We start from the raw sequence: 25529 nt of genomic DNA on the forward strand, positions 1-25529 counted from the left end.
AAACTTCCTACAGGATGCACGCCGAGCGTGAAGTGTGAACAGAACTTTCCTACGGCGAGGAGGGGGCGGCGGGTGAGGTGGGCGCCGGGGCGTGCTTGCGCGGCGCCATCACTCCCGCGAGGAGGAACACCACTACGCCGAGCGCGGGCATGATCGTGAGTCCCGCGCGCAGGCTCGTGGCGTCAGCGATCGCGCCCACCAGCGGCGGAGACAGCAGGAACGCCAGGCGCAGCAGCCACGACACCACGGTCAGCCCCGTGCCGGACTTGAGGCCCGGCATCTCGTCCGCCGCGTGGAAGGCCCCGGGGATGATGGTGGCGATGCCGAGCCCCGCGGCACCGAAGCCGGCAATCGTGCCCCACACGGACGGGAAGGCGAGTGCGAGTCCCATGCCGAGCATCACGAGAAGACCGCCCGCTCGGGCCACGGCGCGCTGCCCGAATCGATCGATCATCCGGTCGCCCGTCATGCGCCCGATGAACTGGAACCCTTGGAGAGACACGAAGCCCAGCGCCGCGATGGTGGCGCTCGCGGACAGCTCGTCGCGCAGGTAGCTCGCGGACCAGGTGGAGGCGGCGTCCTCGGCCCAGCCGCCGCCGATGGCGATGAGGCTGAGCGCGAGCACCACCGCCCACAGCCGGATCGGGATGCGCCGCAGTCGGCTCGAGTGCGGCATCGCCGCCTCGTCGGCCCCGTGATCGACGATGTCCTGCGGCTCCGGGCCCGTGAGCAGCAGCCGGTAGCTGAGGACGTTGATCACGATCACCAGCGCGGCCATCGCCAGGAAGTGCCATTCGACGGGCGTCTCGAGTCCCGCGGCCACGCCGCCCATGAGCCCGCCGAGGACCGCACCCAGCGACCACATGGCGTGGAAGGCATTGTTGATCGAGCGGCGATACAGGCGCTGCACGCGCAGGCCGTGAGAGTTCTGCGCGACGTCCACCCAGGCGTCGGTGACGCCCACCACGAACAGGGCCGCGCCGAACACGATCACGCTCGAGGTCGAGCCGCCGAGGAGCATCGCGAGCGCGCTGACGATCATCGAGACCACCGCGACGCGGGACGAGCGGAAGCGGCGGATCAGGACGCCCGCGAGGAGTCCCAGCCCAAGAGACCCGATGGGCCACATCGCCATGGCGAGACCGAGCCCGCCGTACGACAGGTCCAGGTGCTCGCGGATGTCGGGCAGGCGCGGCGCGAGGTTGCCGATCACGATCCCGTTGGTCAGGAAGATCAGCGACACACCCAGGCGGGCGCGGCGCAGCGTCGGGTCGATGACGGCGCGGGAGGTCATCCGATGCGGAACCGCGCCGTGAGCAGATCGGCCAGTCGCGAGGACGGCCCCACGAGCAACGCGAAGTCGCCGGGCTCGACCTTTCGCGTTCCGCTCGCGTCCACCATCGTGCACGACGCGACCGGAATCTGGACCTCGACGACCTCCGAGGTGCCGGGCTCGACCCACACCTGACGGTACGCCTTCAGCTCGCGGTCCGCCCAGGTGGCGCTCGTGACCTCGTCACGCACATAGGCCTGCACGGTCTCGAGGGCGGGGCGTGCGCCGGTGTTCGTGACCGTGACCCGCGCGAGGATCTGGTCCTCGGCGCCCTCTCGGGGCGGCAGGATCGCGAGGTCCGAGTACTCAACGGCCGTGTAGCTGCGCCCCTCGCCGAACACCCACCGCGGCTCCTGGGTGAGGTCCGCATAGCGGTAGCCGTGCTGCGCGTCGATCTGGTTGTAGAACGTGGGCTGCTGACCGACGTGGCGGGGCCACGAGATCGGCAGCCGGCCGGTGGGCTCGATCTCACCGAGGATCAGTTCGGCGATCGCGCGGCCGCCGGCCATTCCCGGGTTCGCGGCCCAGATGACGGCCGATGCACGCTCGGCGGAGGCGGGCAGCACGTGCGGCTTGGACGCGAGCACGACGAGGATCACCGGGGTGCCGGTGTCGACGAGCGCGTCGAGCAGGGCCACCTGGCCGCCGAGTAGCTCGAGCGTCGCGGTGGACTTGCCCTCTCCCACGAGCTCGATGCGGTCGCCCAGGACGGCGACCACGGCATCGGCGTCGCGCGCCGCCTCGACGGCCTCCGCGATCAGTTCCGGGTCCGGATCGACCGGCATGGCGATCTCGGGACGCGGCTGGCCGTCGGGGAAGAACTCGCCCGCCGGGTCGGGGCCGGTCGTGATGATCTCGGCGCCGCGCGCGTATGTGACGTCCCAGTCCCAGGGCGCCTGGGCGCTCAGGCCCTCGAGCACGGTGGTGATCATGTCGCGCGGCTGGCCGTCGGGCAGCCAGTCGGCCTGGCCGGAACTTCCGGCCCAGTCGCCCAGCTGAGTCTGGGCGTCGTCCGCGTTGGGTCCGATCACGGCGATGCGGCGGGGCGCGCCGGCGGCGTTCAGCGGCAGCAGTCCGTCGTTCTCGAGCAGCACCAGAGAGCGCCGGGACGCCTCGAGTCCGAGCTCGCGGTGCGCGGGCTGCGCGATGACCGCCCGCTGGCGCTCTGCGTCGGGCAGTCGCGGGTTCTCGAACAGCCCCAGGTCGAACTTGAGGGTGAGGATCCGCGACACGGCCTCGTCGATCCGCGACTCCTCGAGGAGGCCGCGCTCGACCGCCTGCTGGGCGCCCTCGAAGAACGACGGGGTGGTCATGATCATGTCGTTGCCGGCGTTGACGGCGGCGGCCGAAGCCTCCGCGTAGTCGGGGTACATGCGCTGCTCGCGCACGAGGTTGCCCACGTTGTCCCAGTCGGTGATCAGCGTGCCGCGGTAGTTCCACTCGCCCCGCAGCACGTCGTTCAGCAGCCACTCGTTGACGGTGATCGGGGTCCCGTCGATCGACTGATAGCCGAGCATGAAGGTCGCGCAGCCCTCGCGCGCCACGCGCTCGAAGGGCGGCAGATACCAGGAGCGAAGCTTGCGGCGCGAGATGTCCGCCTCGGAGGCGTCGCGGCCTCCCTGGGTCTCGGAGTAGCCGGCGAAGTGCTTGGCGGTGGCGAGAACAGCGGTCGAGTCGGCCAGGCCGTCGCCCTGATAGCCCGCGACCATGGCCGATGCGAGCTCGCCCAGCAGGAAGGGGTCCTCGCCGAACGTCTCGGACACGCGTCCCCAACGCAGGTCGCGGGCGATGCACAGCACCGGGGAGAAGGTCCAGTGCACGCCGGTCGCCGCGACCTCGACGGCCGTGGCGCGCGCGACGCGCGTGAGCAGGTCGCGGTCCCACGACGCCGCGAGGCCGAGCTGGGTGGGGTAGATCTCGGCTCCCTCCCAGAACGAGTGGCCGTGAATGCAGTCCTCGCCCACCAGCAGCGGGATGCGCAGGCGGGTGCGCTCCACGAGCGCGCGGGCCTCGTGGACCCGGTCAGGGGACGTGTGCAGAATGGAGCCGGCGTGGAAGTCGGTGACCAGGTGCTCCACGCCGTCCTTGGCGTTGAGCTGCATCATCTGTCCCACCTTCTCGGCGAGCGTCATGCGGGAGACGAGGTCCGCGACGCGCTCGGGTGTGGGACGGTGCGGGTCAAGATAGGGGGCCGTGTCGGTCACGTCAGTCCTTTCGAGCGCAGCATCCTCACGGTAGCACCAAACCTACCGCGTGGTAAGTTTGCGGCCATGGACTCCGAGCGCGACGGCGACGGCTACCGCAAGGGCCGCGATACGCGAGCCCAGATCCTCGAGGCGGCGATGCGTCAGTTCGCGGTGAGCGGGTACCGCGGCAGTTCTCTGCGCGACATCGCCGCGAGCGCGGGGCTGACCCACCCCGGACTGCTCTACCACTTTCCCACCAAGGCCTCGCTGCTCAGCGCGGTCCTCGAGTACCGGGACGAGGTGGACTCGAAGGAGCGCCCGGTGCGCGGCGAGCTGGGTCTCGACGCGCTGCGCAGCATGGTCGCCGCGGCCCGGCACAACGAGACCCAGCGCGGGATCGTCGAGCTCTACGCGGTGCTCTCCGCCGAGGCCACGGGCGCCGACCATCCCGCCCACGAGTACTTCGCCCGCCGCTATGCCACGCTGCTCGATCGCCTCACGTCGGCCTACGAGGTCGCGCGGGACGAGGGGGCGCTGCGGCCGGGCATCGAGCCGGCGGCCGCCGCCGCTCAGCTCGTGGCCGTGATGGACGGGCTCCAGGTGCAGTGGCTGATGGGCGCACGCCCCACGCCCATGGGCGACCTCGTGAAGGCGCACGTCGACTCTCAGCTCACCGCGCCGCTCTAGAAGCCGTGCCGCTGTAGCGCGGTCATCGAGAGCTGGCCAGGCTCGCCAGCCAATCTTCGTAGGCCCGCGTGCTGAACGGCCGTCCCAGGAAGTCCTCGACGAGCTCAGCCGCAGGCCGTGACCCGCCGGGAGCGAGGACCGTCTGGCGATAGCGCTGTGCGCGCCCAGGATCGAGAAGGTCCCCGGCGTCGAAGCCCGTGAACAGATCCTTCGCGATCGACAGGCTCCACTGATACGTGTAGTAGCAGGCCGAATACGTGGTCAGGTGCCCGAACGACGCGTATTGGTGAGTTCCCTCGAGCGGGGTGCGGACGTCCAACTCGCGCTCGATCGCGGCCGATGCGCTCGCCAGGTCCGCGGGGACGTCACGGTGGAGCCGGTAGGACAGCTGCGCATAGACCAGTTGCCGGCACGTCATGAGTCCGGCGCCGAGGTCGCGGCTGGCGCGCAGGGCGTCCACGAGTTCGGCCGGGATGGGCACGCCGTCGTCGTCCTTGGCGAACCGCGACAGCACCTGGTGGGTCCACGCCCACTCCTCGAGCAGCTGTGACGGCGCCTCCACGAAGTCCCACTCTCCCTGTTCTGACAGGCCCGCGAGGCGTGGGTGGCGCACCGTTCCGGAGAACACCACGTGCAGCAGGTGGCCGAACTCGTGCAGGTAGGTCTCGAGGTCGTCGAACGTCATGCGGCCGCGCGGGAAGTTGCACACCAGCGCGGCCTCGGGCAGGTGACGGCCGCCGATGCCGGTCACCAACGGGAAGCACGCCATGTGCCCGTACTTGCCGGACCGCGGGTGCATGTCGAGCAGGATCCTGCCGATCGTGTGGTCACCGTCGACCACGTCGTAGACCTCGACGTCCGGGTGCCAACTGGTGGCGTCGGGGACGGGCGAGAACGTCACCCCGAACAGCTCCGCGGTCAGGTCGAGGATGCCGTCGCGCACCCGTGAGTACTCGAGGTACCGCCGCACCTCGTGGGCGTCGACGCCGAACCGCTCGGTCTTGAGGGTCTCGATGTAGTACCGGGAGTCGGAGATCAGCAGCGACGGCGCCGAGGGATCATCCCGGCGCTTGCGCTCGAGCAGCATCGCCGCGTCGGCCTCGCCCGCGGCCCGCGCCGCGCCCTCGATGCTCGTGAGGAAGGACTCGATCGCGTCACCGTCCGCGATCATCATGCGGGCGGTCGCGTAGTCGGGCCAGCCGTCGAAGCCGAGCAGCCGCGCCTTCTCGTCCCGCAGCCGTAGGAGTCGCCCCAGGACCTCGTCGTTCGCGGGATAGGCGCGCTGGTAGTCGGCGCGCATCAGCGCCTCGCGCGCCGCGGCGTCGCGCGACATGTCGAGGAAGGGTCCCATGTCGGGGTAGTCCGTGGTGATCTCGACCAGGCCGTCGTCGCCCACGGGGTGCGCGGCGACGTAGTCGTCGGGAAGTCCCGCGAGCGAATCGGGAGACACGCGGACGCGGCCCACGGCCTCCCGAATGTTCTCCGAGAACTCGGTCGCGGCCGTGGACAGTTCGTCGTCGACCTCGGCCAGGCGCGCGCGTGACTCGCCGTCCAGGTGGGCGCCCGCGAGCCGGAAGTCCTCGAGGATCAGGTCCCGTGCACGGGAGTCGTCGCCGTCGAGAGGGGCATCGGCGATCGCCGCCGCCATCGCCCCGTACAGCGCGGGGTCGCCGTCGCGCGCGGTGCGGAACCGCTGGGTGTGCTGCTGGAGCTCGGTGCAGAGCGCCCTCACCGCGCGGTCCGGGTGGACCTCGGACAGGCTCTCCATGAGCTGGTGCGTGTGGGTGATGGCGATGTCGGCGTCGATCCACGCCGCCATCGCGTCCTCGGAGCGACCCGCTGCGATCGCGTCGAGGTGCGAGCGCGCCGAGTCGAGGCGATCGGCCGCGTATCGCTCGACGAAGTCGGACCAATCCTGTCCGGCAGCGGGAAATTCGACGAAGGCGGGCGCTGGTTTCATGGCGCCGATGCTACGCCCGGGACCTTGTTCCCATGGCGTTTTCGTGGGGATTCGCTACGGTCGAACCGTAAGTTCGACCCCTACCCCGAGGAGCAGCGTCATGTCAGCAATCGATCACAACGAGGAGACCACGGCCAAGCCGCTCGGGTCGCGCACCGGTTGGGTGTTCCTCAGCCTGTCCCGCATCGCGATCGGATGGATCTTCTTCTGGGCGTTCCTTGACAAGCTCATCGGGCTCGGCTTCTCGACCTGTCGCCAGGACGACGGCTCGATTCAGGTGATGTGCGAGCGCGCATGGCTCGAAGGCGGCGCCGTGACCCAGGGATACCTGGGATCGTCGTCTGGTCCGTTCGCGGACTTCTTCATCGGCCTCGCGGACCAGCGCTGGACCGACTGGGGCTTCATGCTCGGACTCGCCGGTGTGGGCCTCGCGCTCATCCTCGGCATCGGGACGCGCGTCGCCGCCGTCGCCGGTTCGCTCCTGCTGGCCATGATGTACGTGTCGCACGCGTGGCCGAATGCGGGTGGCAACATGACCAACCCGTTCATGGACGACCACATCCTGCAGATCCTGGTGATCATCGCCGTGGTCTTGCTCGAGAGCAAGTACCAGGCGATCGGCCTCGGCAACTGGTGGCGCCGGCTGTCGATCGTTCAGAAGAACCGCTGGCTCGTCTAGCAGTTCTCGACCGCGAGGCCGCCGGCCCGCTGCGTCACGCGCTCACCGCGCCACGCATGCGGGACCGGCGGCCTTTGCGTGTCTCCTGGGCGACCGCCTGCGCCACCTGGGGTGCCAGGTCCCGGCTGCGACGCATCGCCCACCGCGGCCCGTTGCGCTCGAGCCACCGGGCCCAGTCCGCTGCCGACGCGGGTGCCGTTCGCGGCGAGGTTGAGAAACAACGCGGTCGCGCCCAAGGTGCGGGCGGTGTGCGCCGCCCACCCCACGTCGCCGCTCTCGTCCTTGATACCGTCACCGACACCGAGAGTGATGGAATCCCCGATCGCGATGACTGCCGGTGCGTGCACGGGGCACACCTTCGGTCAGCGCCGGGGGCGCGTCTGCTCTCGGCCAGGTCGGCGGTGAAGATTGGCCGCGGGCCGGTCAGCTGTCTGCTCGAGCGCCCGCGTGTGAAGGGCGAGCATCGAATCGACGGTGGCGGACCACGGCATGGTCTCGGCGCGTGCACGCGCCGCCGCCCGCCGTGACTCCTCATCGCGGTCCAGCACCCGCTCGATCGCGTCCGCGAAGGCGACCGGCGTGCCGTCTGCGACGTGCCCCGCGTCGCCGACCACCTCGGGCAGTGCCGACGCGGCGTTGACCACGGCCGGCGTGCCGTCTGCGACGTGCCTCGCGTCGCCGACCACCTCGGGCAGTGCCGACGCGGCGTTGACCACGGCCGGCGTGCCGGACGCAAGCGCCTCGAGCGCCGCGAGACCGAAGGTCTCGATGGGCCCCGGCGCCACCACCGCATCGGCCGTCGCCAGCAGCCTCGCGAAGCGCGACCGGCCCTTGACGAAGCCCAGGAAGTCCACGGGCAGCCCGGCGGCGTCGGCACGGACGGCCGCCTCGAGCGCGCCGGTGCCCGCGCTCACGAGCCGGACCCGGCGGCCGCGCTCGACCAGGATGCGCACCGCTCCGATCGCGAGATCCGGGCGCTTCTCCGCCGACAGCCGCGAGGCCATCAGCAGCAGCGCCTCCGTGGGGTCGGCGTACTCGGCGCGCAGGGCCACGTCGCGGCGGCTCGGGTGGAACCTCTCGAGGTCCACCCCCAACGGGACGTGCGCGACCTCGCGGCCGATGCGCTCGAACTCCTCGGCCGCATACGCCGTGGTGCAGACGATGGTGGCGAACCGCTTCGCGGTCCCGCGGTTGTGGGCATCGGCGATCCTCGTCACCGGCAGCAGCCGCCGTGTCCACGCCGGAAGGTGCGACCCCAAGGCTCCGTCCGCGCGCTCATGGGCGAAGAACGCGCTCGGGACGTCGCGTCGCGCCGCCCAGGTGCCGAGACCGCGGAGGGTGGTGCGGTCGGACACCTCGAGCACGTCGGGATCGAAGCCGGTCAGGATCTCCCGCACCTGCGAGACCCGCGAGATCACCCGATACCCGCCGCTCAGCGGCAGTACGGGGCTGGCGACGCTCACCCGTCGACCGAACTCGGTCTCCTCGTCCGCGTCGTGGGGCCCCGGGACCACCATCAGGTAGTCGTGGCCGCGTTCGAGGTAGCCGCGGCCGAGCTCATGCATCGCGGTGCGTAGCCCGCCCGAGGTGGGCCCGTAGAAGTTCGCGACGTGGGCGATCCTCACGGTCTCCCCGTCTCGGTGCCGCGTGCGCCGTCGCCTGCCGCCGCATCGTCCCCGGCCGTGTCATCGTCATCCGTGTCGTCCACGACCTCGTGCTCGAGCACGTCCCACGGGCGCACGGGCGTCGCCTCGTGGTTGCGGATGGCCTCGTCGTAGTAGTCGATGAGCCTGTCGCACACGCGCGGCCAGGTGCGGTCCTCGACGGATACCCGGGCGTTCGCGGCGAACCGCTCGCGGCGTTCGGGTTCGCTGACGAGGGTGCGGACCCCCGCGACCATCAGGTCCAGCCTGCCGGGCGGGTACAGGTAGCCGGTGTGGTCCGGGTCGACCAGGTCGATGGGGCCGCCGCGGCGTGGGGCGACGACCGGCACTCCCGAGGCGTGCGCCTCCTGAATGGTCTGGCAGAACGTCTCGAGCTCCCCGCAGTGCACGAAGACGTCGAGGCTGGCGAGCGCACGTGCGAGCTCGTCGCCCGCGAGGAACCCGGTGAAGGTCGCATCGGGCATGAGGGACTCGAGCCGGGAGCGCGAGGGGCCATCGCCGATGATCACCACGCGGATCCCGTCTACCGCGGCCAGCCTCGCGAGATCCTCGACCCGCTTCTCCGCGGCGAGGCGACCCGCATATCCCACGATCACCTCTCCGCCGGGCGCCCACCGCTCGCGCAGCCTGGGGTCGCGACGGTCGGGACGGAATCGGGCCGTGTCCACCCCGCGTGGCCACAGCCGCAGTCGCGGCACCCCCAGCTGCTCGAGCTGGCGCATGGCGTGGGTGGACGGCGCAAGCGTGAGGTCCGCACGGTCGTGGATGTTGCGCACGCGGTTCCACAGGATCGACTCGCCCCACGCCGCGTTGTAGCTCTCCGCATAGCTGGGCACCTCGGTCTGGTAGATCGCGACCGTCGGCAGGCCCAGCTCGTTCGCGGCGCGGATGGCGGACCACCCGAGCATGAACGGCGACGCCAGGTGCACCACATCCGGCTCGAAATCGTCGAGCAGCCGGCCGATCCTCGCGGACCCCGACAGCGAGACGCGCACATCGTCATACCCCGGCCACCCCATGGAGGGCAGCCGGCGCACCCTCGCGATGCCGTATCGCACGGGCCCGTGGTCGCCCTTGGACTCCGGAGCGATCACCAGCGCCTCGTCGCCGCGAGCGGTGAGGTGCTCGATCACTCGCAGGAGCGAGTTCGTGACGCCGTTCGCCTGCGGCAGGAACGACTCGGCGACCAGGGCGACCTTCACGCCCCCATTGTGTCGAGTCGCCGCCCGCGGGGTCGAGACCTGTGCTCGAACGTCCCGTGAACCTTGGGTGACCGAGCGGTGACGGCGCCTGGCGGGCGGCCGCGGCGCGGGTGGGACAATGGCACACATGTCCGTCACCACCCGCGCGCTCACGCATCCCGTGCTCGTTCTCATCGCCGCCGCGGCCCTCGCCGTCGCCTGGTCGGCTCCAGCCCTCGCTCACACCGACCTGCGGGCCTCGACCCCCGAGGAGGGGGCGACGGTCGACAGCCTGTCGGAGCTGCGACTGGAGTTCACGGGAGACCTGCTCGAGATTGGCGCGGAGCTGACGGTCGTGGACTCCGAGGGCGCCGAGCACGAGCTCGAGCCACGGTTCCCGTCGACCAACGCCGTCACGGGCATCCTCGATGAGGAGATTCCCGCGGGGCAGACGGAACTGGTGTGGCGCATCGTCGCTGAGGATGGCCACGACATCCAGGGCGTGCTCGCCTTCACGTACGCACCGCCGGTCGACGTCGATGCGCCGGCCCCGAGCCCCACGGCGAGCGCGGGCGACGAGGCGGAGAGCCCGGCTGACCTCGCACCCGAAGCGCCCCACCAGACCCCGTCGCCGACCGCATCGGCCGTCCCGGACGAGACCGAGCCGGGCGAGATGCCGGCGTGGGTGCTCCCGCTCCTCGCGCTGGTCGCCGCGGGCGGAGCGCTCGTCGCGATCCTCGCGGCACGGGCGCGACAGCGATGATGCGCGCTTCCGCCGCCCGACACGGGCAGCCATGACCGATCTGCCATCCGTCCTCGATGAGGGGCAGCCCCGCTGGCGGCTGCCGCGCACCGCCCGCGACCCCCGTGCCTGGCACGTGCTCGCGGCCTTCGCCGCGATCGGCTTCGGGATCGGCCTCACGCAGAACGGCGCCGCGAGCGTCGTGCAGGACCAGATCGCTGACCTCGGCACCACCGTCGACGTGCTGGGTCTCACGATGGTCGCGTACTCCGTGGGCGTGGTCGTGGGGGCGCCGCTCATCATGGTGGGACTGGGCCGGGTGCGCCGCCGGCCGCTGCTCATCACCATGGCGGCGCTGTTCTTCCTCACCACGGTGGCGACCGTGATCGCCCCCAACGTCGAGGTGCTGATGGTGGTGCGGTTCGTGGCGGGCCTGCCGCACGGGGCGCTGCTGGGCGTCGCCTCGTTCGTGGCGATGAGCGTGATGGGTCGTGAACGGCGGGGCAAGGCCGTGTCGATCATCATGCTGGGGCTCACCACGTCGCTGGTCGTGGGCGTGCCGCTCATGCAGTGGCTGTCGAATGTGGCGTCCTGGCGCATCGCGTACGTCGTGGTGGCGGTCATCGCCGGCATCGGCCTGCTGGGGGTGTGGCTGTTCACGCCCGACCTCCCCGGCAACCCGGACGCCTCGCCGCGGTCGGAGCTGCGGGCGCTGCGCGGCAAGCCGCTGTGGACGGCGATCATCGCCGTGACCGTCGGGTTCGCGGGGCTGGGCGCGGTGTTCTCGTACATCGTGCCGCTGCTCGAGGAGACCAACGGGTTCGATCCCGGGCAGGTGACGTGGATTCTCGTCGGTTGGGGCGGCGCCATGACGCTCGGCGCGTGGGTGGGCGGACAGCTCACCGATCGCTCTCACGTGGGCGCCGCGCGGCTCGGGCTGGCAGGAGCCGCCGTCGCGCTGCTCGGGCTCGGGCTGTTCGGTGACATCCCTGTCGCGACCGTGGCGCTGCTCGTGCTGCTGGGCAGTTCGGTCCAAGTGTTCTCACAGGGGTCCCAGGTGCACCTGATGGACGTGCTGCACGGCTCGCCGTCGCTCGGCTCGGCGCTGTCGCACGCGGCGCTGAACGCCGCGACGGCGGTCGGCACCGGGCTCGGCGCGCTCGTCATCGCCGGGGGGCTGGGATACCAGGCGCCTGCGTGGGTCGCCCTGGTGCTCGCGGTCGCGGCCCTGGTGATCGTGGTTCTCGGTCGTGGGTATCGAGGGTCGGTGCAGTGGCGGTCCTCGGCACCGCACCGGGAGGAATCCTGACTATGGAAAAGTGGGGCACATGAAGATTCGCCTCGGCACGCGCGCGTCCCTGCTCGCTCGCACCCAATCGGGAATGGTGGCCGATGCGCTGGTCGCCCGTGCGCGCGAGCGCGGGGTCGATCTCGAGGTCGAGCTGGTCGAGATCACCACCCACGGCGACATCTCGCGCGGCTCGCTCGTGGGGCTGTCCGAGGTGGGCGTCTTCGTCGCGGCGCTGCGCGAGGGCGTGCTGTCGGGGGAGTGCGATGTGGCGGTCCACTCGCTCAAGGACATGCCGACTCAGCTGCACCCCGAGATGGAGCTCGCGGCCGTGCCCGCCCGCGAGGACGTGCGCGACGCGCTGTGCACGACCGGCCCGGGCTTGCGGGACCTCCCCGAGGGGGCCGCGATCGGGACCGGGTCGCCCAGGCGAGAGGCGCAGCTGCTGGCGCTGCGGCCGGACCTGCAGGTGAAGCCGCTGCGCGGAAACGTCGACACCAGGCTCGGCCGGGTCGGGAACGATCTGGACGGCGTGGTGCTGGCCGCCGCCGGGCTGTCGCGACTGGGACGACTGGGCGAGGCGACCGAGCTCATCGCACCCGCGGACATGATGCCCGCGCCCGGGCAGGGTGCGCTCGCGATCGAGATGCTGCCGAGCGCCGATGCTCAGTGGGCTGACATCGTGCGCTCGCTCGACGACGGCCCGACTCGCGCGGCGGTCACGGCCGAGCGTGCGCTGCTGGCCGTGATGGACGCGGGCTGCTCGGCGCCCATCGGCGCGCTCGCCACCGTCCAGGACGGGCGGCTGGATCTCAGGGCCCGCATCGTGGATGGTGCGGGTACTCTCGCCCTCAACGAGTCCGTGAAGGGCCCCGCCAGCGAGGCCGCCGCGCTCGGGCGCAGCGTGGGGTGGACGCTTCTGGGGCGCGGAGCCGCTCGTCTCATGGGGAGGAACTGACATGGATATGACCGCACTCAAGGGACGCCGGCTGCTGGTGCCGGTCACGGCGCAGCGGCGTCACCTGGCGCAACGGCTCGCCGAGGCGGGCGCCATCGTGGAGGAGGCGGAGTTCATCGCGATCGCCCCCGCGGAGGACCAGGACGCTCTCGAAGAGGCCACGCTGGCATGGTGCGCGGGGGACTACGACTGGCTCGCGGTGACGAGCCGCAACGCCCTGAGCGCGATGGATCGCATCGCCACCGCGCGCGGAATGTCGCTGTCGGCGCCGCTGCCCGAGGCGCAGGTCGCCACCGTGGGAGAGGCGACCCGGGCGGTGTGCGAGAGGCTCGGCCTCGACGTCGCACTGGTGCCCGAGGGGCGCCAGAACGCCCGCGGGATCGTCGAGGACTTTCCGGACGGGCCGGGCAGGGTGCTCGCGCCCCTGGGCAACCTGGCCGCCCCCGTGCTGCCGCGCGGGCTGGAGCGCAAGGGCTGGCAGGTGCACGCGGTCGAGGCGTACCGCACCATCGACGGCTCGGGCGTGGGCCGTGCGACCCGCGAGGAGCTCGAGGCGGGGGAGTTCGACGCGGTGCTGTTGACCTCCGGCTCGGTCGCGGAGCGGTTCGCGGCGAGCGTGCCCACGCTGCCGGAGCACACCATGGTGGTCGCGATCGGCGACATGACCGCGGCCTCGGCTCGCGCTGCGGGACTCACCGTGAGCGCGGTCGCGACCGCGCCCTCCTCTGACGGGATCGTCGCGGGTCTGCTCGAGGCGCTCGACCCCGATGTGGTCGAGGTCTATGACACTGAGGACGCGGACACTGAGGACGCGGACACTGAGGACGCGGACGCCGATTCCGACGACACCGATGCGGACACGGAGACGGACACGGAGGCTGCGGACGACGGCGGCGCCGACGAGAGCCCCACGGACCAGGGCGACGCCGGCGAGTCCACGACCGACGAGACCGCCACCGAGGGCGACGAGAACCGATGAGCGTGCCCCTCCCCGCGCGCAGGCCGCGCCGCCTGCGCACCACTCCCGCCATGCGGCGGCTGGTGCGCGAGACGCGCGTCGACCCCGCTCAGCTGGTGCTGCCGCTGTTCGTGCGCGAGGGCGCCGACGAGGCCCGGCCCATCGACTCCATGCCCGGGGTCGTCCAGCACCCGCTCGCGACGGTCGGCGCCGAGGTGCGCAGGGCCATCGATGCCGGGATCGGCGGTGTGATGCTGTTCGCCATCCCCGAGACGCGGGACGCGACGGGCACTCAGGCGTGCGCTGCGGACGGCATCCTCAACCGAGCGATCGCCGCGTCCGCCGAGGCGGCGGGCGACGAGCTCGTGGTGATGGCGGACCTGTGCCTCGACGAGTTCACGGACCACGGCCACTGCGGAGTGCTCTCCAGCGACGGCTCGGTGGACAACGACGCGACCCTCGAGATCTACGCTCAGATGGCGCTCGCCCAGGCCGAGGCCGGGGCACACGTGCTGGGACTGAGCGGCATGATGGACGGCCAGGTCGCCGCGGTGCGTCACGCACTCGACGGCGCCGGTCACGACTCCACGAGCATCCTCGCGTACGCCGCGAAGTACGCCTCCGCGGCCTACGGCCCGTTCCGGGACGCCGTCGAGAGCGAGCTCCACGGCGATCGCCGCAGCTATCAGCTCGACCCGGCCAACGGTCGCGAAGGCTCTCTCGAGGCCGCTCTCGACGAGGCCGAGGGCGCGGACATGCTGATGGTCAAGCCGGCCCTGCCCTATCTGGACGTGCTCGCGGAGGTGGCTGCCGCATCGGCCGTCCCCGTCGCCGCGTACCACGTGTCGGGCGAGTACTCGCAGATCGAGGCCGCCGCACAGCGCGGCTGGATCGACCGGCGCGCCGCACACGTCGAGGCGGTCACGTCGATCGCGCGCGCGGGTGGCGACATCATCCTCACCTACGCCGCGGTCGAGCTGGCCGGATGGCTCCGCGAACACTGACCGACCCTGACCCCCGAACGTCCTCCGAGGAGGCACACGTGACCACCTTTGCTCAGCGGGCCGCCGCGATCCTGCCCGGCGGCGTCAACTCTCCAGTGCGGGCGTGGAACGGCGTCGGGGGAGAGCCCGTGCCGATCGCGTCGGCAAAGGGCGCTCACGTGACCGACGCCGACGGCCGCGAATACGTGGACCTCATCGGCTCGTGGGGGCCGGCCATCCTGGGCCACGCTCACCCGACCGTGGTGCAGGCCGTCCAGGAGGCCGCGGCGCGCGGGCTGTCCTTCGGTGCGACGACGGTGCGCGAGGTGGAGCTCGCCGAGGAGATCCGGGGCCGCTACGCCCCGGCCGAGCGGGTGCGGCTCGTGTCGACGGGCACCGAGGCGACCATGACGGCGATCCGGCTCGCCCGTGGGGCCACCGGACGCTCCAAGATCGTCAAGTTCGCAGGGCTGTATCACGGGCACTCGGACTCGCTGCTGGTCGCCGCCGGATCGGGTCTCGCCACCTCCGGCGTCCCGGACAGCGCGGGCGTCACTCGCGGGGCCGCCGCCGACACCATCGTGGTGCCCTATGGCGACGAGGAGGCCCTGACAGACGCCTTCGCGGAGCACGGCCCGTCGATCGCCGCGGTGATCACCGAGGCAGCCCCGGCCAACATGGGCACCATCACGCCGCCCCTGGGATTCAACCGCCTGATCGGGACCCTGTGCCGCAACGAGGGCGCGGTGTTCATCGTCGACGAGGTGCTGACCGGGTTCCGCGCTGGCCCGGCCGGCTACTGGGGCGTCGAGCGCGACGCGGACATCGCCGCGGGCGTCGACCCGTGGCAGCCCGACCTCGTGACCTTCGGCAAGGTCATCGGCGGCGGCATGCCGGTCGCGGCGCTGGGTGGCCGCGCCGACCTCATGGAGCAGCTCGCCCCGCTCGGGCCCGTCTACCAGGCCGGAACCCTCTCGGGGAACCCCGTGGCCGTCGCCGCCGGCCTGGCCACGATGCGCCTGCTCACCGACGACGTATACGCGCGCCTGTCCCGGACGGCCGATGCGCTGGCCGGGGGCGTCAGCGAGGCCCTGGGCGACGCCGGCATCCGGCACGCGGTGGGGCGGGCGGGCACGCTGTTCTCCGTCTTCCTGGGACTGTCCGAGCCTCCCGTCACGTTCGAGCACGCAGCCGCGCAGGACACCGCCGCGTTCGCCCGCATGTTCCACGCGCTCAATGGCGCGGGCGTGCAGCTGCCGCCGAGCGCCTTCGAGACGTGGTTCGTGTCGCACGCTCACGGCGACGCGGAGGTGGCGCAGGTCGTCGACGCCGTGCGCGCGTGGGCGGCCTCGGAGGCCTGACCCCGCGCCCCATCAGGGCCTGAGTGCCCGTTCTCGGCGATTCCGAGCACTGAGCGCCTGCCAGCGCGCATGAGCGGCGAGAGCCTCACCTCACAGCCGTCCCCACCGTGAGGTGAGCAAGAGTTCTCGCCCCTTTCACATGGGACGCGGCCCGTAGAAACATCCCCTCCCTAGCGTGAGAGACGTCCGATGGAGCGCCATGTGAGCGCCCCGCCGATGAAGGCGCGGACGTCAATCGCACCATTGCACCCTGGGGAGGGTTCATGACCGTTCAAGACAGAACCGGCACGGCGGAGGTCGAGCCGGGTGTGGTCGGCAAGGGCCGGTGGATCGAGCATTGGACTCCCGAGGACGAGACGTTCTGGGAGGCCAAGGGCAAGGCGATCGCGTTCCGCAATCTCATGTTCTCGATCGTGGCGGAGCACATCGGCTTCTCGGTGTGGCTGCTGTGGTCGATCGTGGTCGTCAAGATGTACGGCACCTTCGACGAGTCGGGCGCGCTGGTGGCCGCCGGATCCAACGGCTGGGCGCTGACCGCCAGCGAGGGGCTCACGCTGCTGGCCGTCGCCTCCGGCGTCGGGGCCTTCCTGCGCATCCCGTACACGTTCGCGGTGCCGATCTTCGGCGGGCGCAACTGGACGGTCGCGTCCGCCCTGCTGCTGCTCATCCCGACGCTGGGCCTCGCGTGGGTGGTCGGTCGCCCCGACACGCCGTTCCCCGTGCTCGTCGCAATCGCCGCGACCGCGGGCTTCGGCGGTGGAAACTTCGCCTCCTCGATGGCCAACATCACGTTCTTCTACCCGGACAGGCAGAAGGGCTGGGCGCTGGGCCTGAACGCCGCGGGCGGGAACATCGGCGTCGCGGTCGCGCAGAAGCTGGTGCCGTTCGTGATCGGGCTCGGCGGCATCGGACTCGCTGCCGCGGGCCTGGTCTACGTGCCGCTCGCGCTCGCGGCCGCCGTGCTCGCGTTCCTGTTCATGGACAACCTGCGGGAGGCGAAGGCCGACCCCAAGCCGACTGCCCGGGCGCTCCGTCACGGCCACACGTGGCTCATGGCGTTCATGTACATCGGCACCTTCGGATCGTTCATCGGCTACTCGGCGGCGTTCCCGACGCTGCTGTCCGTGGTCTTCGAGCGCACCGACATCGCGCTCACGTGGGGATTCCTCGGGGCGCTCGTCGGATCCCTCGCGAGGCCGTACGGCGGCAGGCTCGCGGACCGGTTCGGCGGCTCGATCGTGACGATCATCGCCTTCGTCGCCATGGCGGCCGCGGGCTATGCGGCCGTGGTCGGCGTGCAGCAGGAGAGCCTGGGGATGTTCTTCGCGAGCTTCATCGCACTGTTCGCGCTCACCGGCATCGGCAACGGCTCGACCTACCGGATGATCCCGTCGATCTTCAACCGTCTGCGGGACACCAAGGGTGACGGCTCGGACGAGTCGGTGCTCGACTACAAGCGGCAGAGCGCCGGCGCCGTCGGGATCATCTCGTCGATCGGCGCGTTCGGCGGCTTCGCGATCCCGTTCGTGTACATGTGGTCGCGAGAGGCCTTCGACGGTTCCATCGTGCCCGCGCTCCAGATCTACGTGGGCGTGTTCCTGCTGATGGCCGTGCTCACGTGGGTGTTCTACCTGCGCAAGGGCGCTCCGATGGCGAACGTCTGATCGTGACCGCCCCCACCGACGCCGTCGCCACCCACTGCCCGTACTGCGCGCTCCAATGCGCGCAGTCCCTCACGAGCACCCCCGACGACCGCCTGCCGGTCGAGGTCGACGGCCGGGACTTCCCGACCAACCGCGGAGGACTGTGCCAGAAGGGGTGGACGTCCGCCGAGGTGCTGCGCGCCACGGACCGCGTCACCACGCCCCTGATCCGCACCGCCGACGGGGGGTTCCGCGAGGCCGAGTGGGCGGAGGCGCTCGACCTGGTGGCCGACCGACTGCGCGCTCTCCAGCACGAGCACGGCCGCGACACCGTCGCGGTGTTCGGCGGCGGCGGCCTCACGAACGAGAAGGCCTACGCTCTCGGCAAGTTCGCGCGCACGGTGCTGCGGACCCCGTACATCGACTACAACGGCCGGTTCTGCATGTCCTCCGCCGCGGCGGCGTCCAATCGCGCGTTCGGCATGGATCGGGGACTGGGCTTCCCGCTCTCCGACCTGGCAGGCGCCGATGCGGTGCTCATCCTGGGGTCGAACGTGGCGGTCACGATGCCCCCATTCGTCCAGCACCTCGCGGGCTGCCGGGACCGGGGCGGGCTCGTGGTCGTGGACCCACGCGAGACCGTGACGGCGCGGCTCGCCAGCGACGGGAAGGGCACCCACCTCGCTCCCGTGCCTGGCACCGACATGGTGGTGCTGCTCGCGCTCACCCACGTGGTGCTGGCCGAGGGGCTCGCTGACCTGTCCTACCTCGAGACCCGCGCCGACGGACTCGACGCCGTGCGCCGGTCGGTCGCGCCGTGGTGGCCCGAGCGCGCCGAGACCGTCTGCGGCATCCCCGCGGACGAGCTGCGACGGACCGCACGGCTGCTCGCCGCGGCGTCGCCGTCCCGCGGCGGGCGCGGGGCCTACGTCCTCACCGGGCGCGGGGTCGAGCAGATGACGCAGGGCACCGCGTGCGTGACCGCCGCGATCAACCTGTCGCTCGTGCTGGGCCTGGTGGGGCGCGAGGGGTCGGGCTTCGGCCCCATCACCGGCCAGGGCAACGGCCAGGGCGGGCGCGAGCACGGCCAGAAGTCCGACCAGCTGCCCGGATACCGGCCCATCTCCGACCCCGCCGCGCGGGCTCACGTGGCCGGGGTGTGGGGAGTGGACCCCGAGTCGCTCCCCGGGCCGGGCGTTCCTGCGGTGCAGCTGCTGTCCTCCCTGGGGACCGACGGCGGACCCCGCGCGCTGCTCGTGCACGGCAGCAACGTGGTCGTCTCGGCCCCGAACGCCGATGCGGTGCGCGAGTCGCTATCCCGGCTCGACCTGCTGGTGGTGTGCGACATGGTGCCCTCCGAGACCGCGCTGCTCGCGGACGTGATCCTGCCCGTCACCCAGTGGGCCGAGGAGGACGGCACGATGACGAGCCTCGAGGGCCGGGTGCTGCGCCGCCGCCAGGCGGCCGAGGCCCCGGGACAGGCGCGGTCCGAGCTGTGGATCCTCGGCGAACTCGCGCGCAGGTTCGGCGTGCCAGCGGGCTTCCCCGACGACCCGGGCGAGGTGTTCGCGGAGCTGGCGCGTGCATCGGCCGGCGGCGTGGCCGACTATGCGGGGGTCGACTATGACCGGCTGGACTCGGGCGAGGCGCTGTACTGGCCCTGCCCGTCCCCGTCCCACCCCGGCACGCCGCGGGTGTTCCTGGACGGGTTCCCCACGCCCGAAGGGCGGGCGCGCATGGTGCCCGTCGATCACCACGCTCCTCACGACGACGTGCGCGCCGATGCGCAGACGTACCTGGTGACCGGGCGCGTGCTGCAGCACTACCAGTCCGGAGCGCAGACCCGCCGGGTCGCCGAGCTCGCGGCCGCCCAGCCCGAACCCTTCGTCGAGGTGCACCCGCTGCTGGCCGACCGCATCGGCCTCAGCGAGGGCGAGGACGCGGTCCTCACCACCGCACGCGGCAGCGCCACCGCCGCGGTGCGCGTCACCGAGTCGATTCGCCCGGACACGGTCTTCATGCCCTTCCACTGGTCGGGGCCAGGCAGCGCCAACCGGCTCACCAACGACGCCACGGACCCCATCAGCGGCATGCCCGAGTTCAAGGTGACCGCAGTGGCGATCGGTCCGGCGCGCGTGCCAGCGGGGGTGATCGCGCCATGAAGGTCGTCGTCATCGGTCACGGGATGGTGGGCTCGCGGTTCGTCGACGAGCTCGTGCGCCGCGACCCTGCGGCGGAGGTCACGGTGCTCGGCAAGGAGGATCACGAGCCCTACAACCGGGTGCTGCTGTCGAGCGTGGTGAGCGGACGGACGGACGCCGAGTCCCTCGCGCTGCCCGCCGCCGAAGCGGACCGTGTGCGGGTCCTGACGGGCGTGGCGGCCGTGTCGATCGACCGCTCCGCCCGCGAGGTCGTGGACTCCGCCGGAGACCGCCACCGGTACGACCGCCTGGTCATCGCGACCGGCTCCCAGGCGCGCGTTCCGGGAATTCACGGCGTCGCGAACGACCGGGGCCCGATGCCCGGTGTCAGCGTGCTCAAGGATCTCGACGACGCACGGCGCATCGTGACGGCGATCCCCAAGGCGCGTCGCGCGGTGGTGCTCGGCGCCGGCGTGCTGGGTCTCGAGGTCGCGACCGGGCTCGCGGCGCAGGGCCTCGCCGTGACGCTGGTGCATCATCACGGCCGGCTCATGGAGCGGCAGCTCGGCGACGCGGCGGCCCAGGTGACGGCCGGTTCGCTGCGCAAGCTCGGCGTGAACGTCATCACCGAGGCCTCCGTCGCCCGCGCCCTCGATCGCCGCGGCGCGCTCAGCGCGGTGCGGCTCACCGACGGCACCGAGATGCTCACCGACATGCTGGTGATGTGCGCGGGCACGATCCCCGACGCGGCGCTGGCACGCGGCGCGGGGCTGCCGTGCGACCGCGGAATTCTGGTCGGACCCGGCCTGGCGTCGCCGGCCGATGCGGCGGTGTTCGCGATCGGCGACTGCGCCCAGCCGCCCGAGGGTGGCACGGGCCTCGTGGCACAAGGGTGGGAGCAGGCGACGCGGCTGGTCGAGTCGTGGGCCGGCGCACCGGGCGCGGACGCGGCGCCCGCAGGCGCGGAGGACGACGGGCTCGACCCGACGAACGTGGTGCGCGTCAAGGCATCCGGGCTGGACGTCGTGACCATGGGGCTGTCAGGCAAGTTCGAGCACGGCGAGCGGGACCTGCGCGCCGTCCGCATGAGCGACCCGGCGATCGGCCGATTCGTCGAGGTGGTGGTCTCGCACGGGCTGCTCGTAGGCGCGACGGTCGTGGGGGACACGCAGGCGGCCTCCGAGCTCAGCGCCATGTACACGCGCATGCTGCCCGTCCCCGCCGACCCCGCGCACCTGATCATCCGGCCCCTCGCCGGAGCGGTGCGGCCCTCGGCCACCTCGCCTCAGGACATGGGCGACGACCACACCGTGTGCCAGTGCAACTCGGTGCCCAAGGGGCGCATCGTGGCGGCCGTGCAGGACGGCTGCGAGAGCGTCGACGACGTCGCGCTTGCCACGCGCGCCGGCACCGGCTGCGGCGACTGCCGGTCGCTCGTGTCCGAACTGATAGGCGCGTGCGACCAGGGTTCGCGCGCCCGCGACGAAGAGACGACGGTGCCCGCTCTCGCGGGCGCCGAATAAGGAGAGATCATGACCGACACTCAGAGAATCGTCGTCGTGGGCGGCGGGATGGTCGCGCACCGGTTCACCGAGGCGCTGCGCGCACGGGACGTCGAGGGGCGGTACTCCGTGACCGTGCTCGCCGAGGAGCCGCGCGCCCCGTACGACAGGGTCGCGCTCACCACCTATTTCACGGGCCGTCACCCCGAGGACCTCGAGCTGGGCGATCGCGCGCTGTGGGACGACCCGCTGGTGCGCCTCGAACGGGACGCTCTGGTCGAGTCCGTGGACCGCGCCGCCAAGGTGGTCACCGACCGCCACGGCCGCGACTACCCCTACGACCACCTGGTGCTGGCCACCGGATCGTATGCGTGGACGCCGCCCACGGAGGGAGCCCACCTGCCGGGCGTGTTCGTCTACCGCACCATCGACGACGTCGCGGCCCTGCGCACCTACGTCGAGCACCGGGCCAAGGACCTCGGCCGGCCGGTGCGCGGCGCGGTCATCGGCGGCGGGCTGCTCGGCCTGGAGGCCGCGGGAGCGCTGCAGGAGCTCGGGGCCACCAGCACCGTGGTGCAGGCCGCGGATCGGCTCATGAACCTGCAGGTGGACGAGGGCGGCGGCCACGCGCTGCAGCGCCTCATCGAGAGCCTGGGCGTGACTGTCCGGTGCGACACCAAGACGAAGGCGATCAAGCCCGACCGGGCCGGCCGAGCGGGCCGCCTGGTCTTCGAGGGCGGCGGAGAGCAGTTGGCCGACGTGGTCATCTTCGCCACCGGCGTGCGGCCGCGGGACGAGCTGGCGCGGTCGGCCGGCCTCGCGATGGGCGAGCGGGGCGGCGCGGTCGTGGACGACACGTGCCTCACCGACGACCCCCATGTGAGCGCGATCGGCGAGGTGGCGTGCATCCAGGGCGCATGCATCGGCCTGATCGCCCCCGGCAACGCGATGGCGGAGATCACCGTGGATCGGCTGCTCGGCGGCGACTCGACGTTCCCTGGCGCCGACACGGCGGCCAAGCTGAAGCTGCTGGGCGTCGACGTGGCCTCGTTCGGCGACGCCTTCGCGACCACTCCCGGCGCTCTCGAGCTGGTCTATGCGGACCCCGTCGCGGGCGTCTACAAGAAGCTCGTGCTCACCGACGACGCCCGCACGCTGCTGGGCGGAATCCTGGTGGGGGACGCCTCCGCGTACGCGTCGCTCAGGCCCATGGTGGGCTCGGAGCTCGGGGGCGACCCGGGCGGCTGGCTGCTGCCCGAAGGGTCCATCGAGCGCCCCAACGTCGAGCTGCCGGACGAGGCGTCCGTGTGCTCGTGCAACAACGTCACCGCCGGGGCGATTCGCTGCGCCGTCACCGAGGAGGGGTGCACGGATGTGGCGGGAGTGAAGGCGTGCACCAAGGCGGGGACCTCGTGCGGCTCGTGCCTGCCGCTCGTCAAGAAGCTGGTGGGCGCGGAACTCGAGAAGTCGGGCATCGAGATCTCGAATGCGCTGTGCGAGCACATCGATATGTCTCGGGCACAGCTGTTCAGCGCCGTCCAGGTGAGCGAGCTGCGCACCTTCTCCGAGATCATCGAGCGGTTCGGCACCGGTCGCGGCTGCGACCTGTGCAAGCCGGTCATCGGCTCCATCCTCGCCACCCTCTACAACGAGCACGTGCTCGCGGCCGACCGCGCAGCGCTCCAGGACACCAACGACCGCGTCATGGCGAACATGCAGAAGGACGGCACGTATTCGGTGGTGCCGCGCGTTCCTGGCGGGGAGATCCTTCCCGAGCACCTGATCCTGATCGGCGAGATCGCCCAGGACTACGGGCTGTACACCAAGATCACGGGCGGCCAGCGGATCGACCTGTTCGGCGCCCGCCTGGAGCAGCTGCCGAGCATCTGGACGCGGCTGGTCGAGGCCGGCATGGAGTCCGGGCATGCGTACGGAAAGTCGCTGCGCACGGTGAAGTCCTGCGTGGGGTCGACGTGGTGCCGCTACGGGGTGCAGGACTCGGTCGGCATGGCGATCGCGCTCGAACTGCGCTACCGGGGCCTGCGCAGTCCCCACAAGATCAAGCTCGGCGTCTCCGGCTGCGCTCGCGAGTGTGCCGAGGCTCGCGGCAAGGACGTGGGAGTCATCGCCACCGACAACGGCTGGAACATCTACGTGGGAGGCAACGGCGGCTTCACGCCGCGCCACGCGCAGCTGCTGGTGGAGGACGTCGACGACGACGCGGTGTTCCGCATCATCGATCGCTACCTCATGCTCTATGTGCGCACCGCGGACCGCCTGCAGCGCACTGCTCCGTGGCAGGAGGAGTACGAGGGAGGTCTCGAAGCGATCCGCGACGTCGTGGTGAACGACTCGTTGGGCATCGGCGACGACCTCGACGCGCACATGGCTCGTCACATCGACAGTTACGAGGACGAGTGGGCCGCGGTGCTGAGGGATCCCGAGCGACTGCGCCAGTTCAGCTCGTTCGTCAACGCCCCCGACGAGCCCGACCCGTCGCTCGCGTACGTGGAGGAGCGAGGCCAGCGCCGCCCTGCCACGCAGGCCGATCGTGACGGCGGCGCCGTCCTGATCGCACCCTCGACCCTCGAGGTGCGGTCATGACCTCCGCCTCTGCGCCTTCCTGCACAACCCCGACCAACCCGGCCCCCGCATCGGCCGGGCAACCCGGCTCCGAAGCCGTGGCCGTCTGCGGCTACGACCAACTCACGCCCGAACTGGGCGTGGCGGCCCTCGTGAGCGGACGGCAGGTCGCGATCTTCCGTCTCGCCGACGGCAGCGTCCACGCCGTCCAGAACCTGTGCCCGTTCTCAGGTGCGGCGGTGATGTCGCGCGGCATCACTGGTGACCGCGGCGGTGTGCCGACGGTGGCCTCGCCCATCTACAAGCAGGTGTTCTCCCTCCTCGACGGCACCTGCCTGGCCACGATGGACAAGCAGCCCCGCCCCGGACACGCCCCGGACTTGGTCGTGCACCCCGTCACCGTCGACAATGGCCAGGTGTATATCGACCTGGCAGGTGACGAGTGACGGCACTCTTCGGACTCGACCTCAGAGACAAGCCCGTCCTGATCGTCGGCGGCGGCACCGTCGCGTCCCGGCGCGTGCGGCGTTTCGCGGCCGAGGGCGCCCGTGTGACGGTGGTGGCGCCGCAGGTCACGGACGACATCGAGCGGCACGCGTCACACGGCGACATCGCCCTGATTCGCCGGGGCGTGGAGGCCCGCGACCTCGACGGCGCCTGGTTCGTGCTGGCGGCGACCAGCGATGCCGTGCTCAATGACGCGGTCGCCGAGTGGGCTCGTGAACGCCAGACGTGGTGCATCGACGCCTCGGACGCGTCCAAGGGCACCGCGCGCCAGGCCGCCATGTCCAAGCACGGCGACCTCGGCGTGGGGGTGGTGTCACTCGACGCGCCGGACCCGGGCCGGATCCGCGCCGTGCGCGACGCGGTCGCGGCGCACCTGGACGAGGGCGAGGTGGACCTGCGCCGCCGTCGCCCCGGCGCGGGCCGGGTCATCCTCGTGGGCTCAGGCCCGGGCGACCCTGGGCTCATCACGGTGCGCGGCCGCCAGGCGCTGTCCGAAGCGGACGTCGTGGTGACCGACCGTCTGGGCACCACCGAGCTGCTGGTCACGGTGCCGTACGACGTCGAGGTGGTGAACGTGGGCAAGTCTCCCGACCGCCACCCGGTGCCGCAGCACGAGATCAATGCGCTGCTGGTGGACCGCGCGCTCGACGGCAAGACGGTGGTGCGGCTCAAGGGCGGCGACCCGTACCTGTTCGGCCGTGGCGGCGAGGAGGTCCACGCGTGCCTCGAGGCGGGCGTCGACGTCGAGGTCGTTCCCGGCATCACCTCGGCTTTCGCCGTGCCCGCGCGCGCGGGCATCCCCGTGACCCAGCGCGGGGTGTCGACCTCGGTCCTCGTGACCACGGGCCACGCGGGCGCCGACCCCGCCTCGGTCGCGGCCATGGCGGCCGGCGCGACGGTGGTGATCCTCATGGGGGTGACGGCGCTGCCCGAGATCGTCGACGCCGCCGTCGCGGGAGGCTGCGATCCTCGAACCCCCGTCGCGATCGTCGAGAACGGCACCACCGTGCATGAGCGCGTCACCCGCGGCGCGCTCGCGGACATCGTTCGTGTTGCGGACGAAACGGACGTGAAACCTCCAGCCATTATCGTCGTCGGCAAGGTGGCGCAGCCCGGCCTGCTGGCGGGTTCGGTGGCGGCGACGCCGCAGCCGCAGACGGGGGAGAGGTGAGT

20 protein-coding genes are annotated in these 25529 nt (G+C 71.6%); 14 read left to right on the forward strand and 6 right to left on the reverse strand.

The window, feature by feature from the left end; translation table 11 throughout:
- Positions 1-49: 49 nt before the first annotated feature.
- Both ACNI14_RS11390 and ACNI14_RS11395 read right to left on the reverse strand, forming a co-directional pair.
- Positions 50-1294, reverse strand: coding sequence for an MFS transporter (locus tag ACNI14_RS11390; protein ID WP_420520162.1), 1245 nt, complete (start codon positions 1292-1294; stop codon positions 50-52).
- Positions 1291-3537 (reverse strand): exo-beta-d-1,3/1,6-glucosidase, encoded by a 2247-nt coding sequence (locus tag ACNI14_RS11395; RefSeq protein ID WP_420520163.1) that lies wholly within the window; start codon positions 3535-3537, stop codon positions 1291-1293. Before ACNI14_RS11395 ends, ACNI14_RS11390 begins: the two co-directional genes overlap by 4 nt.
- 66 nt (positions 3538-3603) lie before the next feature.
- Here ACNI14_RS11395 and ACNI14_RS11400 point away from each other — a divergent pair, with 66 nt between their 5' ends.
- Positions 3604-4206, forward strand: a complete 603-nt coding sequence (locus ACNI14_RS11400) for a TetR/AcrR family transcriptional regulator (protein WP_420520164.1) — start codon at positions 3604-3606, stop codon at positions 4204-4206.
- 22 nt (positions 4207-4228) lie between these two features.
- Here the strand turns inward: ACNI14_RS11400 and ACNI14_RS11405 are convergent, their stop codons facing one another.
- The gene (locus tag ACNI14_RS11405) at positions 4229-6166 is read right to left on the reverse strand and encodes a M3 family metallopeptidase (protein ID WP_420520165.1); all 1938 of its coding nucleotides are present in this window, start codon (positions 6164-6166) and stop codon (positions 4229-4231) included.
- Between the two features lie 100 nt (positions 6167-6266).
- Here ACNI14_RS11405 and ACNI14_RS11410 point away from each other — a divergent pair, with 100 nt between their 5' ends.
- Complete coding sequence (locus ACNI14_RS11410) at positions 6267-6845, forward strand: DoxX family protein (protein ID WP_420520166.1); 579 nt, start codon at positions 6267-6269, stop codon at positions 6843-6845.
- Here the strand turns inward: ACNI14_RS11410 and ACNI14_RS11415 are convergent.
- From ACNI14_RS11415 to ACNI14_RS11425, 3 genes are read right to left on the reverse strand one after another with little or no spacing between them, the layout of a single operon-like run.
- The gene (locus tag ACNI14_RS11415) at positions 6842-7192 is read right to left on the reverse strand and encodes an SGNH/GDSL hydrolase family protein (RefSeq protein ID WP_420520167.1); all 351 of its coding nucleotides are present in this window, start codon (positions 7190-7192) and stop codon (positions 6842-6844) included. The two genes, ACNI14_RS11410 and ACNI14_RS11415, sit on opposite strands and share 4 nt — an antisense overlap.
- 15 nt (positions 7193-7207) lie before the next feature.
- The gene (locus ACNI14_RS11420) at positions 7208-8470 is read right to left on the reverse strand and encodes a glycosyltransferase (RefSeq protein ID WP_420520168.1); all 1263 of its coding nucleotides are present in this window, start codon (positions 8468-8470) and stop codon (positions 7208-7210) included.
- Positions 8467-9711 carry a glycosyltransferase family 4 protein gene (locus ACNI14_RS11425; RefSeq protein WP_420520169.1) on the reverse strand — a complete coding sequence of 415 codons (1245 nt, stop codon included), beginning with the start codon at positions 9709-9711 and terminating at the stop codon, positions 8467-8469. The genes ACNI14_RS11420 and ACNI14_RS11425 overlap by 4 nt, the downstream gene beginning before the upstream one ends.
- A gap of 127 nt (positions 9712-9838) precedes the next feature.
- On the opposite strand from ACNI14_RS11425, the gene ACNI14_RS11430 reads away from it, so the two are divergent.
- The 12 genes from ACNI14_RS11430 to cobA all read left to right on the forward strand — a co-directional run bounded on the left by ACNI14_RS11430 (position 9839) and on the right by cobA (position 25527).
- The gene (locus tag ACNI14_RS11430) at positions 9839-10453 is read left to right on the forward strand and encodes a copper resistance CopC family protein (RefSeq protein ID WP_420520170.1); all 615 of its coding nucleotides are present in this window, start codon (positions 9839-9841) and stop codon (positions 10451-10453) included.
- Positions 10454-10484: 31 nt separating this feature from the next.
- On the forward strand, positions 10485-11741 hold the full coding sequence (locus ACNI14_RS11435; protein WP_420520171.1) for an MFS transporter: 1257 nt from the start codon (positions 10485-10487) through the stop codon (positions 11739-11741).
- 19 nt (positions 11742-11760) lie between these two features.
- Positions 11761-12678 carry a hydroxymethylbilane synthase gene (hemC, locus tag ACNI14_RS11440; RefSeq protein WP_420520172.1) on the forward strand — a complete coding sequence of 306 codons (918 nt, stop codon included), beginning with the start codon at positions 11761-11763 and terminating at the stop codon, positions 12676-12678.
- A 1-nt stretch (position 12679) separates the two neighbouring features.
- Positions 12680-13657 (forward strand): uroporphyrinogen-III synthase, encoded by a 978-nt coding sequence (locus ACNI14_RS11445; protein ID WP_420520173.1) that lies wholly within the window; start codon positions 12680-12682, stop codon positions 13655-13657.
- Entirely contained in the window at positions 13654-14640 is a 987-nt protein-coding gene (hemB, locus tag ACNI14_RS11450; RefSeq protein ID WP_420520174.1) for a porphobilinogen synthase, read from the forward strand. The genes ACNI14_RS11445 and hemB overlap by 4 nt, the downstream gene beginning before the upstream one ends.
- Before the next feature lie 38 nt (positions 14641-14678).
- A complete protein-coding gene (gene hemL, locus ACNI14_RS11455) occupies positions 14679-15980 on the forward strand; it encodes a glutamate-1-semialdehyde 2,1-aminomutase (RefSeq protein WP_420520175.1) in 1302 nt (433 codons plus the stop codon).
- A 263-nt stretch (positions 15981-16243) separates the two neighbouring features.
- Positions 16244-17644, forward strand: coding sequence for an MFS transporter (locus tag ACNI14_RS11460; RefSeq protein ID WP_420520176.1), 1401 nt, complete (start codon positions 16244-16246; stop codon positions 17642-17644).
- A 2-nt stretch (positions 17645-17646) separates the two neighbouring features.
- A complete protein-coding gene (locus ACNI14_RS11465) occupies positions 17647-19785 on the forward strand; it encodes a molybdopterin oxidoreductase family protein (protein WP_420520177.1) in 2139 nt (712 codons plus the stop codon).
- Positions 19782-21287: an FAD-dependent oxidoreductase gene (locus ACNI14_RS11470; RefSeq protein ID WP_420520178.1), complete on the forward strand. Its 1506-nt coding sequence runs from the start codon at positions 19782-19784 to the stop codon at positions 21285-21287. Before ACNI14_RS11465 ends, ACNI14_RS11470 begins: the two co-directional genes overlap by 4 nt.
- Positions 21288-21296: 9 nt before the next feature.
- On the forward strand, positions 21297-23870 hold the full coding sequence (gene nirB / locus ACNI14_RS11475; protein WP_420520179.1) for a nitrite reductase large subunit NirB: 2574 nt from the start codon (positions 21297-21299) through the stop codon (positions 23868-23870).
- On the forward strand, positions 23867-24295 hold the full coding sequence (gene nirD / locus ACNI14_RS11480; RefSeq protein ID WP_420520180.1) for a nitrite reductase small subunit NirD: 429 nt from the start codon (positions 23867-23869) through the stop codon (positions 24293-24295). Before nirB ends, nirD begins: the two co-directional genes overlap by 4 nt.
- Positions 24292-25527 carry a uroporphyrinogen-III C-methyltransferase gene (gene cobA, locus ACNI14_RS11485; protein WP_420520181.1) on the forward strand — a complete coding sequence of 412 codons (1236 nt, stop codon included), beginning with the start codon at positions 24292-24294 and terminating at the stop codon, positions 25525-25527. Before nirD ends, cobA begins: the two co-directional genes overlap by 4 nt.
- The last annotated feature ends 2 nt before the right edge of the window (positions 25528-25529 follow it).

The sequence above is a fragment of the Demequina pilifera genome, assembly GCF_048814985.1.
Lineage (GTDB): Bacteria > Actinomycetota > Actinomycetes > Actinomycetales > Demequinaceae > Demequina.